The 16,496-nt window shown below is 59.5% G+C and carries 13 protein-coding genes; 1 reads left to right on the top strand and 12 read right to left on the bottom strand.

Features of this window, described 5'->3' with window-relative positions:
• Nucleotides 1-41 precede the first annotated feature (41 nt).
• The 10 genes from topA to D7X94_RS06290 all read right to left on the bottom strand — a co-directional run bounded on the left by topA (nucleotide 42) and on the right by D7X94_RS06290 (nucleotide 10,444).
• Nucleotides 42-2,126: a type I DNA topoisomerase gene (gene topA / locus D7X94_RS06245; RefSeq protein ID WP_120426867.1), complete on the bottom strand. Its 2,085-nt coding sequence runs from the start codon at nucleotides 2,124-2,126 to the stop codon at nucleotides 42-44.
• A 393-nt stretch (nucleotides 2,127-2,519) separates the two neighbouring features.
• On the bottom strand, nucleotides 2,520-3,707 hold the full coding sequence (dprA, locus tag D7X94_RS06250; RefSeq protein ID WP_120426868.1) for a DNA-processing protein DprA: 1,188 nt from the start codon (nucleotides 3,705-3,707) through the stop codon (nucleotides 2,520-2,522).
• On the bottom strand, nucleotides 3,697-4,518 hold the full coding sequence (locus D7X94_RS06255) for a TrmH family RNA methyltransferase (protein ID WP_158590916.1): 822 nt from the start codon (nucleotides 4,516-4,518) through the stop codon (nucleotides 3,697-3,699). Before D7X94_RS06255 ends, dprA begins: the two co-directional genes overlap by 11 nt.
• Before the next feature lie 413 nt (nucleotides 4,519-4,931).
• Nucleotides 4,932-5,285, bottom strand: coding sequence for a 50S ribosomal protein L20 (gene rplT / locus D7X94_RS06260; protein WP_120426870.1), 354 nt, complete (start codon nucleotides 5,283-5,285; stop codon nucleotides 4,932-4,934).
• A gap of 245 nt (nucleotides 5,286-5,530) precedes the next feature.
• Nucleotides 5,531-5,734, bottom strand: a complete 204-nt coding sequence (gene rpmI, locus D7X94_RS06265) for a 50S ribosomal protein L35 (RefSeq protein WP_120426871.1) — start codon at nucleotides 5,732-5,734, stop codon at nucleotides 5,531-5,533.
• A gap of 110 nt (nucleotides 5,735-5,844) precedes the next feature.
• Nucleotides 5,845-6,378, bottom strand: a complete 534-nt coding sequence (gene infC, locus D7X94_RS06270; protein WP_120426872.1) for a translation initiation factor IF-3 — start codon at nucleotides 6,376-6,378, stop codon at nucleotides 5,845-5,847.
• A gap of 536 nt (nucleotides 6,379-6,914) precedes the next feature.
• Complete coding sequence (locus tag D7X94_RS06275; protein WP_279221756.1) at nucleotides 6,915-7,544, bottom strand: sigma-70 family RNA polymerase sigma factor; 630 nt, start codon at nucleotides 7,542-7,544, stop codon at nucleotides 6,915-6,917.
• 22 nt (nucleotides 7,545-7,566) lie between these two features.
• On the bottom strand, nucleotides 7,567-7,998 hold the full coding sequence (spoIIAB, locus tag D7X94_RS06280; RefSeq protein WP_120426885.1) for an anti-sigma F factor: 432 nt from the start codon (nucleotides 7,996-7,998) through the stop codon (nucleotides 7,567-7,569).
• Nucleotides 7,998-8,315 (bottom strand): anti-sigma factor antagonist, encoded by a 318-nt coding sequence (locus D7X94_RS06285; protein ID WP_120426873.1) that lies wholly within the window; start codon nucleotides 8,313-8,315, stop codon nucleotides 7,998-8,000. Before D7X94_RS06285 ends, spoIIAB begins: the two co-directional genes overlap by 1 nt.
• Nucleotides 8,316-9,157: 842 nt before the next feature.
• A complete protein-coding gene (locus D7X94_RS06290; protein ID WP_120426874.1) occupies nucleotides 9,158-10,444 on the bottom strand; it encodes a bifunctional folylpolyglutamate synthase/dihydrofolate synthase in 1,287 nt (428 codons plus the stop codon).
• 248 nt (nucleotides 10,445-10,692) lie between these two features.
• On the opposite strand from D7X94_RS06290, the gene D7X94_RS06295 reads away from it, so the two are divergent.
• The gene (locus tag D7X94_RS06295) at nucleotides 10,693-12,474 is read left to right on the top strand and encodes a DUF342 domain-containing protein (RefSeq protein ID WP_120426875.1); all 1,782 of its coding nucleotides are present in this window, start codon (nucleotides 10,693-10,695) and stop codon (nucleotides 12,472-12,474) included.
• A gap of 48 nt (nucleotides 12,475-12,522) precedes the next feature.
• Here the strand turns inward: D7X94_RS06295 and D7X94_RS06300 are convergent, their stop codons facing one another.
• A complete protein-coding gene (locus D7X94_RS06300; RefSeq protein WP_243111209.1) occupies nucleotides 12,523-15,153 on the bottom strand; it encodes an FtsK/SpoIIIE family DNA translocase in 2,631 nt (876 codons plus the stop codon).
• A gap of 267 nt (nucleotides 15,154-15,420) precedes the next feature.
• Nucleotides 15,421-16,365 carry an undecaprenyl-diphosphate phosphatase gene (locus tag D7X94_RS06305; protein ID WP_120426876.1) on the bottom strand — a complete coding sequence of 315 codons (945 nt, stop codon included), beginning with the start codon at nucleotides 16,363-16,365 and terminating at the stop codon, nucleotides 15,421-15,423.
• Between the last annotated feature and the right edge of the window lie 131 nt (nucleotides 16,366-16,496).

Consider the following 16,496-nt stretch of genomic DNA (forward strand, 5'->3'; position numbering starts at 1 on the left):
GGAGAATTTCGCTTCTGGCGAAATTCGGCAAGAAGCGGGGCTCACTCCTTGGGCGCCTTCCCCGGGAAGGTGCAGCCCTCGGTGGCGCAGTAAATCCGCTTGTCCTTGGTTTTCTTCTGGAAGAGCACCTTGCCGCACACCGGGCATTTCTCCTTCGTGGGCGGGTCCCAGGAGACAAAGTCGCAGTCCGGGTAGCGGTCGCAGCCGTAGAACACCCGGCCCTTTTTGGACTTGCGCTCAATGATGTTCCCCCCGCATTTGGGGCACTCCGCCCCGGTGGCCTTGACGATCTTCTTGATGTTCTGGCACTCCGGGTAGCCCGAGCAGGCGATGAACTTGCCGAAGCGCCCGTGCTTCACCACCATGGGGCGGCCGCATTTGTCGCAGATCTCGTCCGTCTCGTCCTCTTTCAGATGGATCTTCACCCCGTCCATGGCCTTCTTCGCCTTCTGCACCGTTTTGTCAAAATCATCGTAGAAGCTGCGCAGGGTGTCCACCCATTCCTCCTCCCCCCGCTGGACCGCGTCCAGCTCGTTCTCCACCTGGGCGGTAAACCGGGTGTTCACGATCTTGGGAAACTGCTCCTTCATCACCTTGGTGACCACCTCTCCCAGCTCCGTGGGCTTAAACGCCTTCCCCTCCCGGGTGACATACTCTCGCATGGTGATGGTGGAGATGGTGGCCGCGTAGGTGGAGGGCCGGCCGATGCCGTTCTCCTCCAGGGTCTTGATCAGGGAGGCCTCCGTGAAGCGCGGGGGCGGCTGGGTGAAATGCTGGTTGCCCTTCAGCTCCCGGACCTTCAGCTTCATGCCCTCTTCCAGAGGGGGCAGGTCCTTGCCCGCCTTCTCCTCCTCGTCCTTGCTCTCTTCATACAGGACGGTAAACCCGTCGAAGTTCACGTTGAAGCCGCTGGCCTTGAAGATATATTTCCCCGCCAGAATATTGGCCTGGGTGGTATTCAGCACGCAGTTTGCCATCTGGCTGGAGAGGAACCGCTCCCAGATCAGCTTGTAGAGCTTAAATTGATCGGCTGTGAGGGAGCCCTTTACCCGCTCCGGGGTCAGGGAGATGGTGGAGGGGCGGATGGCCTCGTGGCCGTCCTGGGCATTGGCACGGGATTTATAATGCCGGGGCTTGGGGGGCAGGTACTTATTCCCCCAGCGGCCCTCAATGAACTCCGCCGCGTCCCGGATGGCGTCCTCGGAAACCCGCAGGGAGTCGGTACGCATATAGGTGATCAGGCCCACAGCCCCCTGGCCCTCAATGTCCACGCCCTCGTAGAGCTCCTGGGCGGCCCGCATGGTGCGGTAGGCCTGAAAGCCCAGCTTCCGGCTGGCCTCCTGCTGCAAGGTGGAGGTGATGAACGGCGGGGCGGGCTGGCGGCTGCGCCTGCCCTTTTTCACCGGGCCCACCACAAACTCCTCGTTCTCCAGCTCCCGGAGGATTTTGTCCGCCTGCTCCTGATCCCCGATCTCGATCTCCCCGTTGGCGTCCCCATAGAAGGCCGCCGGGAACACGGAGCGGGAGGGCGGCGCGGTGAGCTTGGCGTCGATGCTCCAGTACTCCTTGGGCACAAAGGCTCGGATCTCTTCCTCCCGGTCCACGATCATCCGCACCGCCACAGACTGCACCCGGCCCGCGGAGAGGCCCTTGCGGATGGTCTTGACCAGAAAGGGGCTCAGGGTGTAGCCCACCAGCCGGTCTAGGATTCGCCGGGCCTGCTGGGCGTTCACCAGATCCATATCGATGGACCGGGGATGGGCCATGCCCTCCGCCACGCCGGTCTTGGTGATCTCGTTAAAGGTGACCCGATCCGGGGCGTCCCCGTCCAGCTTGAGAATATAGGCCAGATGCCAGGAGATGGCCTCCCCTTCCCGGTCCGGGTCGGTGGCCAACAGCACGGTGTCCGCCTTTTCGGCGGCGGCCTTCAGCTCCTTCACCAGCTGCTCCTTCCCCTTGATGATGGTGTATTTGGGCTTGAAATTGTCCTTTACGTCCACACAGAGCCGGGCCTTGGGCAGATCCCGCACATGGCCCATGGAGGCCACCACCTTGTAGTCCGGCCCCAGATATTTCTGAATGGTTTTCGCCTTGGAGGGCGACTCCACGATTACCAATTTTGACATAACCTTGCTGCACGGCACGACTTTCCAGGCCCTTCGGCCCTGTGCCTCTTCCTTTCGTTTTGATTTTCGGAGAATCCAAATCGCGTATTTCTGAGACAATATTTTGGAGTCTCGCCTGCCGGCTCGGTCGGGTCAGAACAGTCTCCACTGGAGACTCTCCCCCTCCGGCGGCTCAGAGTTGATTCAAATCGAAGATTTAGTCAACTCTTGGGCTCAACTTCGTCTTACGAACTCTGCCCCTAAGAACCCCCGCAACCTTTGAAAAGGGCGAGGATCGCCGGTGGCGACCGTCTCGAGCCGATCGAGGTGGCAACCGAGACGACAAAACTTTTCCTGTCCGCTTATTAGAGCTTTGCCTTTTATCTCCTTGATTTGGAGATTCCCTTGACCTTCTTAGCTTCGGCGGTACCTCTGGCCCGGCGCCGTCTCCACCCGGCCCTCCAGCTCCATCTGGGTGAGAAGTCCCAGCAGCTCGCCCGCCTCCAGACCGGTCTGGTCCTTCAGCTCGTCGATGGTTTTCTCCCCGGCCTCCAGCAGGCGCAGGATCTGCCTTTCCTGGGGGCTCCGCTCCTTGGAGGAATCCGCCAGCAAGGGAGCCTGGGATTCTTCCCGCTCCTCTCCGGCGTTCCCTCCGATCCGGGGGACCCACGCGGCATGCGGCTCCTGGTCCTGCCAGACTGCCGCCGGGGCAAAACTCCCGCCCAGACCAGAGAGATACTCCAAAATCTCCCAGCCGCTGGACACCATCCTGGCTCCCTTTTGGATCAGCCGCCTGCTGCCCACGTACTCCGGCGCGCCGGCCGGGCCGGGATAGACAAAGAGCTCCCTGCCCTGCTTGGCGGCATGGCGGGCATAGATCATGGTTCCGCTTTTCTCCCCTGCCTGGATCAGCACTACGCAATGGCAGATTCCGGTAATCAGGCGGTTTCTCTGGTGAAAGCTGCCCCGGCCTGGGTTCCGTTGGGAAAAATACTCGCTGAGCAGCGCGCCGCCGGTTTCCAGCAGCTTGCTCCGCAGCGCCATATTCTTTGCCAGATATGGACTATCCAGATCCACCGGCAGAATGCTCACCCCAGAGCCCAGCGCGCTGACCGCGCCGCTCAAGGCCCCGCCGTCTACTCCCACGGCTCCTCCGCTTACCACAACCGCCCCACCAGAGGCCAGCTGGAATCCAATGGTCCTGGCAAAGTCCAGACTTTCCTCCGTGGCCTTTCTGGCTCCTACCACAGCTACGAAAGGCACGCTTTCCCAGTCCGGAAGCTCGCCTTTTTTATACAGTACCGCAGGAGGGTCAGAAATATTCCTCAACCGGCCGGGATATTTCTCACACTCCGGCGTTACCACGTTCCATCCCAGCTTCTGGGCGTATTCCAGCTTCACCTGGGCCGACTCCAAACGGATTTTATTGAGAGCCGCAGCCTGCTGCTCGGTAATATAGTCCAAAGCGTTCCAGCACCGTGGCCCGCTGCGGTAAAACCCTTCCAAGCCGCCGGGGAAATTCCGGTAAATGTACCAGGGCATGGGGCTGCCCTCCCCAAAGACCTGCTGGGCCCAGATCCAGAACGCGCTGTCACCCACCATGGCTTCTCTCTCCCCTCGCCAGCTCCCAGATCAGCACGGTGGCAGCGGCGGCGGCATTCAGGGATTCTGCCCTGCCCCTCATCGGTATCGTGACGCAATCCCCGCACCCCGCCGCTGTCCCAGGCCTGAGGCCGCTGCCCTCGTTGCCAATAAAAATGCTGTGTAGCCCTTTTGAAAAGTCCACCTCCGTTACCTTTCGGGCGGACTCTCTGGGCACTGCCCCATGGGTCTGATACCCGCGCCCATGCAAAAGCGCCAGCAACCGCTCCGGCGAGGATTCTAAAGACAGCTCCAGCCGGAACACCGCTCCCATGGAGGCCCGCAGCGCCTTCGGGCTCAGCGGGTCGCAGCAGTTCCCAAGCAGAAAAACCTGGAATCGCCCCAGGGCCTCGGCCGTGCGGAGGATGGTTCCCAGATTCCCTGGGTCCTGGATATCCTCCAGCACAATGCAGGGCCCTTCCGGCGCTAAACCTGTCACATTTTCCCACCGGGAGGCTGGGGATTCACACACGCAGAACACTCCCTGAGGCGTTTTTGTGGCCGAAAGCAACTGCGCCACCTCTTGAGAAATCTCATAGGCCTCCTTACTGCGGGTCAGAACCGCTTTCAGGTACTCCGGGTATTTCTCCATGGCCTGAGCCGTAAAAAAGCAGGCCTCCAGCCGGATCCCGGATTCCGCCGCGTCCCGGCACAGCCGGGCTCCCTCGCAGAGAAACCTCCGGCGCTCCCGGCGCTCCCTGGCCGAGCCCGCCAAAGCCGCGGCGGCCTTTGCCAAGGGGTTGCGGCGGCTTGTGATGCGGGGATATTCCATTGGAGAAGCCTCCTTTCCAAACAGAGCACAGGGCTTGTGTTCCCGCGCTGGCACACGCCTGCTTTCGGGATACGCTCTTAGGGCCTGTTCAAGGGCCTGTTCATATAAGCGTTCGCACGCGGCTTTTTGGCAGATTTTCGGCATCTTCTCCGTTAAAAATTCTTGAAGTACGGCAAGTACATAAGAGCAGCAAGCTGCTCTGCGGATTTTTGCCTTGAATCTGCCAAAATTCTGCTCAAAAATCCGCATACTCAGCTTATGTGAACAGGCCCTAGCCTCCAAAACAGGGCGAACCAGTCCATCCAACAGAATTCGCGCCCTACAATGGAAGCGCCCAAGGCAAACTGCCTCAGGCGCTATGGGCGAAATAAAAAGGCAGCCTATAATTCCTTACAGCGCAGCCTGCAAGCCTCTCATAGGGAGGACTTGGCTTTTTCCACCAGCGCGGCAAAGCCCTGGGGGTCGGCAATGGCGATCTCAGAAAGCATCTTGCGGTTCAGGTTCACCTGAGCCTTTTTCAGCCCGTTCATAAAGGTGGAATAATTCACGCCGTTCATGCGGCATGCTGCAGAGATACGGGTAATCCACAGCTTGCGGAAATCCCGCTTGCGCTGTTTGCGGCCAATGTACGCATAATTACCGGACTTCATCACGGCCTGTTTGGCCATTTTAAAGTGGCGGCTTTTTGCGCCCCAATACCCCTTTGCCAGCTTCAGTACCTTTTTTCTTCTTTTGCGCGTCATCATCGCGCCCTTTACTCTAGCCATATCTTCTCAATCCTTTCCCGGCTGTTCCGGTATGATGCGGCGGCACGACGCCCCCGTTGATTCTCAGATTCCTTCTCCGGCCTTAAAGCCTGTATTCACAACCCGCAAATTACCGCCTGGGCGGCCTTTCAGCGCTGTTTCGCGTTAACTTCTATTGCCACACGCCGGTATATCTGCGAAAATTCACCTTGACCGACCCCAGAAATTCTCGCTCATCCGGCAATTTCGATTATGAATGCAGATTCTTATTTATAGGGGAGCATCCGCTTGACAGCGGCGGTATTGGTCTTGTCGGTCACGGTGGTGCCCCTGGCATGGCGCTTGACCTTGGGGGTCTTTCCATGTCCATTGAACAGATGGCTGGTAAAGGCGTGGCCGCGAATTACCTTTCCGTTTTTCGAGAGCTTGAAGCGCTTTTTGGCGCCGCTATGTGTTTTTAGCTTCGGCATTTTTTATTCCTCCTTGAATTCTCTGCCCAGACAACGGTTTCGGTTCTGCGGCTCTGCCGCGCCCAAACAGGCCCGGGCCAAAGTCTCGATCCGTACATTGCCGTGCGGGCTTACTTTGTGGGTTTCGGCGCAAGGAACATCAGCATGGTCCTGCCCTCCAGCTTTGGCTGGCGCTCCACATTGGCCAGGTCCTCCATGGCCTGCGCAAAGCGGCGCATTGTCTCCATTCCCAGCTCTGGGTGTCCCATTTCCCTGCCGCGAAACCGGATGGAAACCTTCACCTTGTTCCCCTCGGCGATAAACCTGGCGGCATGGTTTTTCTTGGTGTCGAAGTCGTGGGTGTCGATATTCAGAGAGAGGCGCACCTCTTTCACTTCTACCACCCGCTGGTTTTTCCGCTGCTCCTTTTCCCGCTTGCTCTGCTCAAACCGGTACTTGCCGTAGTCGATGATTTTGCACACAGGCGGGGTGGCCTGGGGGGCGATCTTCACCAGGTCCAGGTTTTTCTGCTCGGCCAGCTCCATGGCTCTCTTGGCGGGCATTATGCCCAGCTGGGAGCCGTCCGCATCGATCACCCTGATTTCCTTGTCGCGGATCTGCTCGTTGATCTGTAGTTCCTTGCTGCTAATGGTTAGCACCTCCATCAAACGATATCCTCATGTGCAGAAAAAACGGGCGGAAAAACTCCACCCGTCAATCAACGCTGCTGAAAATGCGCAGAAGCGCGCCCATAAGCACTATTGACCTTCGCCGGCAAACCGGACGGGGTGGGAAAGATTCCACTTTGTTTTCCGCAAAATATTATACTATGCCCGAAGTCTCTTGTCAAGATTTTTTTCGGCAAGCATCACAATTAGCGAGTGTTAACTATTATTCACACACCAAAAATGCGCTTCTCAGGAGTTAAGGTCAAGGTCGTGAGGCTCCGGGTCTCGCTTACCGGCTCGGTCGGCTCGCGGATTGTGTACCACTGGCACACAGCGCCCCCCTGAACCCGGCAATGTGCTCGGCTTTTGCACACTCAGCTAACCAGGGTAAAAGTTTTTGAGACTTACCGAAGGTAATGTCTTAAACTTCTTTTCAAAAAGTTTGGTCCAGTCCAGGGTGAAACCCTGGCTGCCAGAGGCCAAAACACACCTTCAAAAAGTATAGTTAACGCAAATCCTATCGGTACAGCTTCTTACTTCTCGAACTCCCCGCGCATATAGGCCAAGAGCTTTTTCTCCCGGCGGCTCACCTGAACCTGGGTCATGCCCAAGAGCTTCGCCGTCTGGGTCTGGGTCATGCTTCGGAAATACCGGCAGAAAATCAGCTGCCTGTCCCGCTCCTCCATATTTTGGATAATGGCGTATAACGTCAGCCGCTCCGTGGTCCGCTCCTCCGGGGCCTCCACGGGAATTTCCAGCTGCTCCCCCTCCTCTCCCCCTGTCAGGGACAGGGGCTGGCGCAGGGCGCCCATGGCCAGCGCGGCCTTTTCCGTTGTGATTTCCAGCGCCCCGGCAATCTGTTCTATAGTAGGGGCCTGGCCGCTCTCCTCCCGCAGGCGGACCGCCGCCTCCCGTACCCGCTGGGCCAGCTCCCGCAGCCCCCGGGACACTCGAACCGAGCCGCCGTCCCGAAAAAGCCTGCGTACCTCCCCCAGAATAACCGGCACCGCGTAGGTGGAAAACTTTACCCCCCGGGCAGGGTCGAAATTCTCCGCCGCCTTTACCAGCCCTACGCACCCTGCCTGGAACAGGTCGTCATACTCTATGCCCTTGCCAAGAAACCGCCGGGCGCACAGGTGGACCAGCCCCATGTTTTCCGTCACCAGCGGGTTCTCTCCGCCAGGGCTATTCTTTGGGTTCAAAATGCTTTGTCAGCGTTACGCTGGTACCCCGGCCCACCGTAGACGTCACCCGTACGCTGTCGCAGAAACTCTGCATCACCGCGAAACCCAGCCCGGCCCGCTCCTCGCCGCCAGTGGTAAACAGAGGCTCCATAGCCTGTTTCACGTCCGGGATGCCGCAGCCCTTGTCCCGAACCCGCACCACGGCCTTGCCGTCCTCAAAAATCTTGGCGGATATGTACACCGTGCCCTTTTTGTCCCGATACCCGTGGACAATGGCATTGGTCACAGCCTCGGAAACCGCCGTGCGCATATCGGCAAGGTCCGCCACCGTGGGGTCCAGCTGGGCCAGAAACGCCGCCACCGCCGCCCGGCCGAAGCCCTCGTTCACCGAATAGGAGGGAAAGCTGATCTGGGCCTGATTCACCGGTTTCATCATCCCGCCCTCCTCTCAATGGCTGCCACGCTGGAGATCCCCGCCAGCTCCACCATCTTGTTCAAATTGGGGGAGAGCCCGCACAGCACCACCCGGCCCCGCCAGAAATTACACAGCCGCACCCGGCCCAGAATCAGCCCCACCCCGGAGCTGTCCATAAAAGGCACCTCCATAAAGTCCAGGCGCAGGCAGTAGGGCTTCAGCTTCTGGGCGGTGTCGTCGATGGCCTCCCGCATCTCCCGGGCGCTGTGGTGGTCGATCTCCCCGGTGAGTTTGGCGGTGAGCACGCCTTCCTTATAGCTCAGCTGTACGCTCATGCTTTCTTCATCCTTCCTCTGGGTTTTGGGATATATATATGTTAATGTAATATATGGGGGCTTAGTGGGTACGCTTGTGCGCTCAGCTATTTGAGAGCGCAAAGCTCGCCAGGGTAAAAGTTTCGTAGACTTCGTTTTACGAAGTCTTACCTTTCTCAAAGGCTGCAGGGGCTTGGGGATGAGCGTGTGCCTGTGGCACACAAGCTGCGAACCGACCGAGCCGGCAGACGAGACCAGGCGAAACCAGAGTCCCCAAGGTCTTGCCTTGAAACACCTGAGAAAACAACGCGGGAAGATAGGGAAACAGTCCAGGGGACTGTTTCCCGCAAGAAACCCTCGTATGGGGGTGCTGGTCTCCGATAGAGACCGACCCGACCGAACCGGCAGGTGAGACTTCTTGTTTCGCTTTGCCTCTGCAAAGCCAACGAAAGGCTTGCCCGCCCCACAGAGCTGGCGGGTTCCGGTTTCCAGGGGATTTTTTCATCTCGTATAACGAGATGAACTCTCCTCCCCCTCTTGTATAGTTAATCGAGCGAAGCGAGCATTAACTATGATTCACCACTTCAAAAAATGCGCTTCCGAGGAGGTAAGGTCAAGGGCAAGATCTTGAGGGCTACGCGAGTCTCGCCTGGTCTCGTCTGCCGACTCGGTCGGTTCGCGGCGTTGTCTGCAATACTTGGCTTTGCCAAGTATCCGGCAGAACGCTCCCCCCCAAACTCCCCGCCAGCTGTAAACTTAGCGTTGCCAAGTTTTGACCAGATGGACCGGTCAATGTTGTTCCGAAAAACGTTCCGGTTAATTTCATTTTACAGGCTTCCCCCCGCGATTTTTGCAGAAGCCTGTCACCGGCCCGAAAATTTTTCCAGCAGCAGGGGCCGTATCTCTCCCGCCAGATAAAAGGACCCGCACACGATGAGAGCGTCCTCCTCCCCCAGTCCCTCCAAAGCCAGGTCCAGGGCCTCCCGGCAGCTTTCAGCGGGCAGGGCTTCCCGACAGAACCGGCCCGCCTGCTCCGCCAGGGCCTCCGCGCTCAGGGACCGGGGATTCTCCGGCGTCACGGTGACCACCTTCTGGAACAGGGGCCCCAGGATTTTCAGGGCGGCGGCGCTGTCCTTATCCGCCATCATGCCCATAAGGGCGGTCTTTTGCCCGGGCACAAAGCGTTCCAGGGCGTCCCGCAGGGCCTGGGCGCATCCGGGATTGTGCCCGCCGTCCAAAAGGCAGAGGGGCCGGCGGGAGAGGATCTCCATCCTCGCCGGGTTGAAAGTCTTTGCGAATCCCTCCACCAGAGCCTTGTCCGGGATGGAAAAGCCCCGCTCCCGGAGGATCTCCACAATTTCCAGGACCACAGCCGCGTTCTTCACCTGATGGGCTCCCAGAAACGGTGTGTGCAGCGCAAGGCCCCCCTCCTGAAAATCCGTGCCGTCGATACCCTCCCGGAGCACCTGGAGCCTGCTCAGGTCCGGCACCCGCAGCTGGGCCCCATGCTCCCGGCAGGCGGATTCCACGATCTCCCGCACGCCGGGCCGCTGCTCGGGGTACAGGACCACTCGGCCTCCGTCCTTGATGATTCCCGCCTTCTCCCGGGCAATCTGTTCCACGGTATCCCCCAACCAGGCGGTGTGGTCCAGAGAGATGGACATCATAGCCGCAGCCTCTGGCACGGGGATGATGTTGGTGGCATCCATCAGACCGCCCATGCCTACCTCCATCACCGCGATGTCACAGCCCTTTTTCGCGAACCAGTGCAGGGCAATGGCCGTCACCAGCTCGAACTCCGACACCGGGCACTCCTCCCTGTCCAGGCGCTCCACCACGGGCCAGATCTCGTCCAACTCCCGCGCCAGTTCCTCCTTCGAGATCATCTCCCCGTTGATCTGGAAACGCTCCCGGAAATCCATCACATAGGGCGAGATGTTCAACCCCGTGGGATAGCCGCTCTCCCGCAGCACGCTGGCCGTCAGCGTACAGGCGCTGCCCTTGCCGTTGGTGCCGCAGACATGGACGAATTTCATCCTTTTCTGGGGATTCCCCAGGCGCTCCATCAGGCGCTCCATCCGTTCCAGCCCCGGCTTCATCCCAAAGAGCAGCCGGGAATTTATTTTCTCCAAGGCCTCTGCATATGTCATTCTCGTTCCCCCTTTTCTTTCATGACAAATGCCAGTATACTTTGCGCACTTGCCTTTTCGAAAGTATAGCACCGAGGGGGGAAAGCCGTCAAGCCTCCTGGCGGGGCTCTCTCCACAAATGAAACTTATTTCCGACGAAGCGAAATATTTCTGGTCAAAATTGAAAGTTTTACTTGTCAAAAGTCCCGGTTCCGACTATAATAATATTAGGAGTTGCATTCGAAATTGCTGAAAGCGAGGTATATATCATGAGCGAACGGCCCTCTTTCCTGTCGAGGCTGCTGAAATTTCGTTTTTCAAGACGTCGAAAAAAAACCGCTTCTCCCGAAAATTCTCCTGACTCCTCCGGACCCAGGCCTGCCCGTGTTTCGGACAAACCTCTGAAGCTGGCAGAAAGCCAAAAAGCCCTCACCTATGTCCAGCCGGACCCCTATCTGCTGCGCTTGCCCTCAGACCACGCCATCTATGACCTCTGGCGGTTGCGGCGGAATCAGGCGGGCTGGATGCCCCAGCCTGAGCTGCGCATGTTCGACCCTGGCCGTGAAACCCAATTTTTCACCCCCGCCGCTGTCCACGGAGAGCTGGGCCGCCTGGAAACCTCCCTCGGTATTTCCGCCAAAGCCCGCCTAAAAGCCGCCGAACCCCCTGCCAACCCCACCCAGGAGGAGGACTTCCAGCCTCCGGAGGTCAATCTGGACGCGTCGGTTCTGGTGTTTGTGGCCGGAGACGCCCTCAGCGCCTGGATTATGCTGTATCCTCCTGTGGGAAAGGGCAAAGAGCTCACCCATGAGGACATTGTCAGCGCTCTAACCGCCGCCGGCGTTTCTTTTGGCCTGAACGACTCCCTGCTGACCTCTATCCCCACCCAGGAAAACCGCTATTTCCACCTTTTCCCGGGTGCGGCGGGCCAGCCCCCCGTCCCCGGCACAGACGGTTACATTGAGGACATGTACCCCCGCGTGGTTTCAAAAGAGCTTCCGGTGGATGAATACAACCGCGTGGACTATACCGCCATCGGCAAAACCCAAAACGTGAACAAAGGCGACGTTATCTGCCACATCATCCCCCCCACGCCCGGCGTGCCGGGACATACCGTCACCGGCAAGGAGATTCCCACCCGGGACGGCGTGCCTGTGGCCCCTCCCATGGGGAGAAACACCGCTCTCTCTGAGGACGGCGGTTCCCTGATCGCCACCCACACCGGCGGGCTGGAGTTCTCCGCCAAGGCGTTCCAGGTGAACCCGCTGATGGAGATCTCCGGAAACGTAGACTACTCTACCGGCAATGTGAATTTTCTGGGAGACGTGCACATCCACGGGGACATTTGCAGCGGGTTTACCGTGCGGGCTATGGGAAACATCACCGTGGACGGTGTGGTGGAGGCCTGTACCATCGAGGCCGGAGGCGATCTGGTGCTGGCAAAAGGCGTTCAGGGAAACAACCAGGCCGTCATCCGGTCTCATCGGGATATCTTCGCCAAATACCTGGAAAATTGCAGCGTCCACGCCCAGGAGAACCTCCACTCGGAATGCATCATCGGCTGCGATGTATACAGCAACGCGGCGGTCTATGCCCAGACCGGCCGGGGAGCCATCATCGGCGGAGAAATCCGGGCCGCGCGGGAGGTGGGCGCCAATATTGTGGGCTCAAAAACCGAGGTGCGCACCACCATTACCTTGGGCGGACTGCCCTGCGAGGACTATCAGAAGGCTCTGATCACCCAGGAGATCTCCGCGTTAGAACAGAATCTGAAAGAGGCAGAGCGGGAGCCCAACAGTCCCAGCAAATCCAGCCGCATGTCCAAAATGAGGATGCAGCTTTCCGTCAGCAAGCTGAAGCTGAACCAGTATAACAAGACGCTGGAGGAATATCAGGCCCGCCAGGAAACCCAGCTTTCCGGACGGCTGACCTTTGGCGTTGCCTATCCCGGCACCCGGATATGGATCAACAATGCCCGGCTGAAAATCAACCAGGAAACCCACCACAGTATCGCCACCCTGATCGGCGACGAGGTGAAACTAATGGTCTAAAGGGAAAAGCCCGCTGAAAAACAAGTGTTTTTCAGCGGGCTTTTCGTTCTATTCCTCCTCCGGCGGGTCGGATTTCTGCATATTTCGCTCCAGCCACTGGGTATATGTCATGAGCACCTGCCGGGGCTTGGAGCCCTCATGGGGCCCCACAATGCCCAGCTGCTCCATCTCGTCAACGAGCCGCCCGGCCCGGGCGTAGCCCAGCCGCAGCCTCCGCTGCAAAAGAGACGTGCTGGCCTGGCCCGCCTCCACCACGCATTTGATGGCCTCGTCCATCATGGGGTCCACATCTCCGCCGCCGTCCTCGTCCCCGGCCTTGCCGGAGTCCCCGCTGGCGGCGTTCCGCTCAATTTCCTCAATCACGCCCTCGTCATAGTCCATGGACTTGGTCTTTTTCACAAACTCCACAATGGAGGAGATCTCGTCGTCGCTCACATAGCAGCCCTGGACGCGGATAGGCTTGTTGCTGCCCACCGGGGCGAAGAGCATGTCGCCCTGGCCCAGGAGCTTGTCCGCGCCCACGGTGTCGATGATGGTGCGGGAATCCACCGCGTTGGACACCGTCAGAGCGATGCGGCTGGGGATGTTGGCCTTGATTAGGCCGGTCACCACGTCCACCGAGGGCCGCTGGGTGGCCACCACCAGGTGCATCCCCGCCGCCCGGGCCAGCTGGGCCAGACGGCAGATGGAGTCCTCCACCTCTTTGGGCGCGGCCATCATCAGGTCCGCCAGCTCATCGATGATAATTACAATCTGAGGCATGGCGGGCATGGGCTGGCCGTTTTCGTCCTCGTAGTTCTGGGCCTCGGCCAGGTGGTTATACCCGGCCAGATTGCGCACGTTGTTCTCCGAGAAAATCTTGTACCGCTTCATCATCTCGTTCACGGCCCAGCCCAGAGCGCCGGAGGCCTTGTGGGGGTCCGTGACTACGGGCACCAGCATGTGGGGCAGGCCGTTGTAGCCGGTGAGCTCCACGGCCTTGGGGTCGATCATCAGAAAGCGCACCTCGTCAGGAGTAGCCTTGTAGAGCATACTGATGATCATGGAGTTGGTGCATACAGATTTGCCGGAACCGGTGGTGCCCGCAATCAGGATATGAGGCATCCGGGCCAAATCCGCCACCACGGGCTGGCCCGCGATATCCCGGCCCAGGGCCACGGAGAGCTTCCCCTTAGAGGTCTGGAAGGCATTGGACTGAATCAGGTCCCGCATCCGCACCGAGCTGCGGGTCTGGTTGGGCACCTCCACCCCCACCGCCGCCTTGCCGGGAATGGGCGCCTCAATGCGCACACCGGTAGCGGCCAGGTTCAGGGCCAGGTCATCCGAGAGGCTGGTAATCTTGCTGATCTTCACCCCAGCCGCCGGCTGGATCTCATACCGGGTCACCGAGGGGCCCCGGCAGATGTCCAAAATCTTGGTGGACACGCCAAAGCTGTTCAGCGTATCTACCAGAATGCGGCCGTTGGTCTGAAGCTCTTCTGTCTCTTTGGCGTGATCCACCTGGGGGCTCACCGCCAGCATACTCACCGGGGGGAAGCAATAGCTGCCCGGAGCCTGCTCCAGGCTCTGATACTGCGCTGTCTGGCGGGCAGTGGCCTCCAGGGGGGCGGGACGTTCCGGGGTGGGTTCTGCCTCCGGCTCAGGCTCGTCCTCGCCGAACAGGGGCTGGGGCTCTTCCGGGGGCGCCTCCTGGGTGTGGACCGGCGGCACAGGCGGAGGATTCTCCGACACCACCGGCGATGCGGGCAGCTGGGGCTCGGGGGGCTCCTTCGGCCCGGCCTCCGGCAGGGAGGCGGGCTCAGGCTGGGGCTTTTCCGGCTCTATGCCGAACACCTCTTGGAGCTTGTCCAGCTTTTCGTTACGCTCTTTTTTCTTTTTCCTGGGCTCCACCGGGGGGAACAGGGAGGCCACGTCGGCAGAGAAGGGCTTCGAGGGCTGCACAGGGTCCAAGGGCACGTCAATATTGGGACGGCTCTGGGCCAGGATCTGCCGTTCCTCCTCCCGGCGCTGGCGAGCCGTCTGAAGTCCCTCGTTTACCGCCTCCACCGGCCGTTTGATCGTATGGAACAAGCCGATGAGGGTAGTGCCCGTCAATACCATGACGCTGACAAAGAGCAGCAGTAGCACGATAATTCGGGCCCCCAGGATTCCCGCCGCGCTGACGAGCAGCTGGCCCAGAAGGCCGCCCACCACGCCGCCGCCCACGCCGGCATTGGTCTGGTAGAGAGCGGCTATGTAGTCGAAGAAGGAGAGGTTCGGGGCGATCTTCGCGCCGCCAAACACAAAGCCCGTGGCGCAAAACAGTATGATCGCCACCACGGTGAGCCAGATTTTCCCGCTGATGGAGCCCATGGGCCTGTCCAGGGTGGTGATCACCGCCACATAGATCATCAGCACCGGCCACAGCACCGCCCAGCCGCCAAAGAGGCCCAGCATCACATTGTGGGCCCACTTCCACAGGCTGTCCCCTTCAATGACCGCCACGCAGGCCAGGAAAATCGCGCAGGCAAAGAGCACCACAGCCCGCACCTGATTTCTCTGCCGGATCTCCTCTGCCGTGGGCTTTACGGTTTTTCCCCGGCTTCCCGAGGCGCGCTTTGCCCCGCCGGAGCTCTTCCCCCCGGCGGGACGCTTGTTCGCGGCGGTCCTCTTCCCGCCTGTCTTTTTCTGTTCTGCCAAAGATTTTCCTCTCCTATCTGTTAAGACCTTGGAGGCTCTGGGTCTCGCCCTTAACTCCTGAGAAGCGCAATTTTTGCGGGTGGTGAATAATAGGTTAACGCTCGCTGCGCTCGGTTAACTATCCGAGTTTTGCAAAGCAAAACGGAAAGATAGAGCGAGCCGCGCGAGTGTCTATCTTTTTGACACCACGGTGAAACCTAGTCCTATCCTTTTGCCATTCTTTGTGCCGTGTGCCGGGCCCCAAAGGCCCCTTATCAAATTCCTCTGTCACAGGGGCTTGCCGGTGAACAGGTTCACGCCGTTGATCTTCTCAATGATCCCGATGGCCGTCACCGCCGCCCCGGCCAGCAGGGTGTAGATGGCGAACACGCTAATCTTGTTGGTGGTGACGATCCATTTCAGCAGCTTGATGGCCAGAAAGCCCACCACCGCCGCCGTCACCACACCCGCGGCCAGAGGTGCCGCGCCGATATTCTCCCCGGCGGAACCCACGTCCTTCAGGGACACCAACGCCGCCGCCGCGATGGAGGGAATCCCCAGCACAAAGGAGTAATCCAGGGCGGACTGCTGGTTGATGCCCCGCAGCAGCCCCACCGACATGGTGGAGCCGGACCGGGAAAGCCCCGGAAACACCGCCGCCAGGCACTGGGTGACGCCTACCAGGACGGAGTCCCCCACCGTGAGCTGGTCCCGGCCGGCCTTCACGCCCCTGGCCCAGTGCCGCCCGGCCCCCGCGCCCGAAGCTGTGGTGCGCTTGTTGGCCCAGATGCCCAGAAACAGCAAAAGGCTGGTCATCAGAAGAGCAACGCCCTCCACGATGATGCCGGAGTCCGAAGCCAATTGCTCCGACAGATCCTTCAGCTTCATATCTGTGCCCGGGATAGGCAGGAACAGCAGAAACAGAGGCAGAAGGCCGATGATCAGCATGAAAATCAGCCGCCGGTCGGCATTCATTTCGCTCCACCGGAAGCGCCCCCGGAACAGGTCCCCCAGAAGGGAGAAGAACTCCCGGATCAGCCGCCAGATCAGCTTGCGGTACACAAATACCACGGCGATGAGGGTGCCCAGGTGGAGCATCACGTCGAAGAGGATCCCCGGCAGCTCGATGCCGAAGATGTGTTGGGAAATGGACAGGTGCCCGGAGCTGGACACGGGCAGAAACTCCGTGGCCCCCTGGATCACCCCTTGGATGATTGCGTCAAGAATTGTCATATTGTCTCCTTTCACGGGAAAGACCTTAAGAAACTTTTTGAAAAAAGTTTCTTAAAAACTTCAAAAACTTTTACCCACTCCTCGCTTTGCTCGTCGTGAACATTTCATGTTGTTTGACGAGCTAACCGAAT

The organism is Acutalibacter sp. 1XD8-33 (assembly GCF_003612555.1).
GTDB lineage: Bacteria > Bacillota > Clostridia > Oscillospirales > Acutalibacteraceae > Acutalibacter.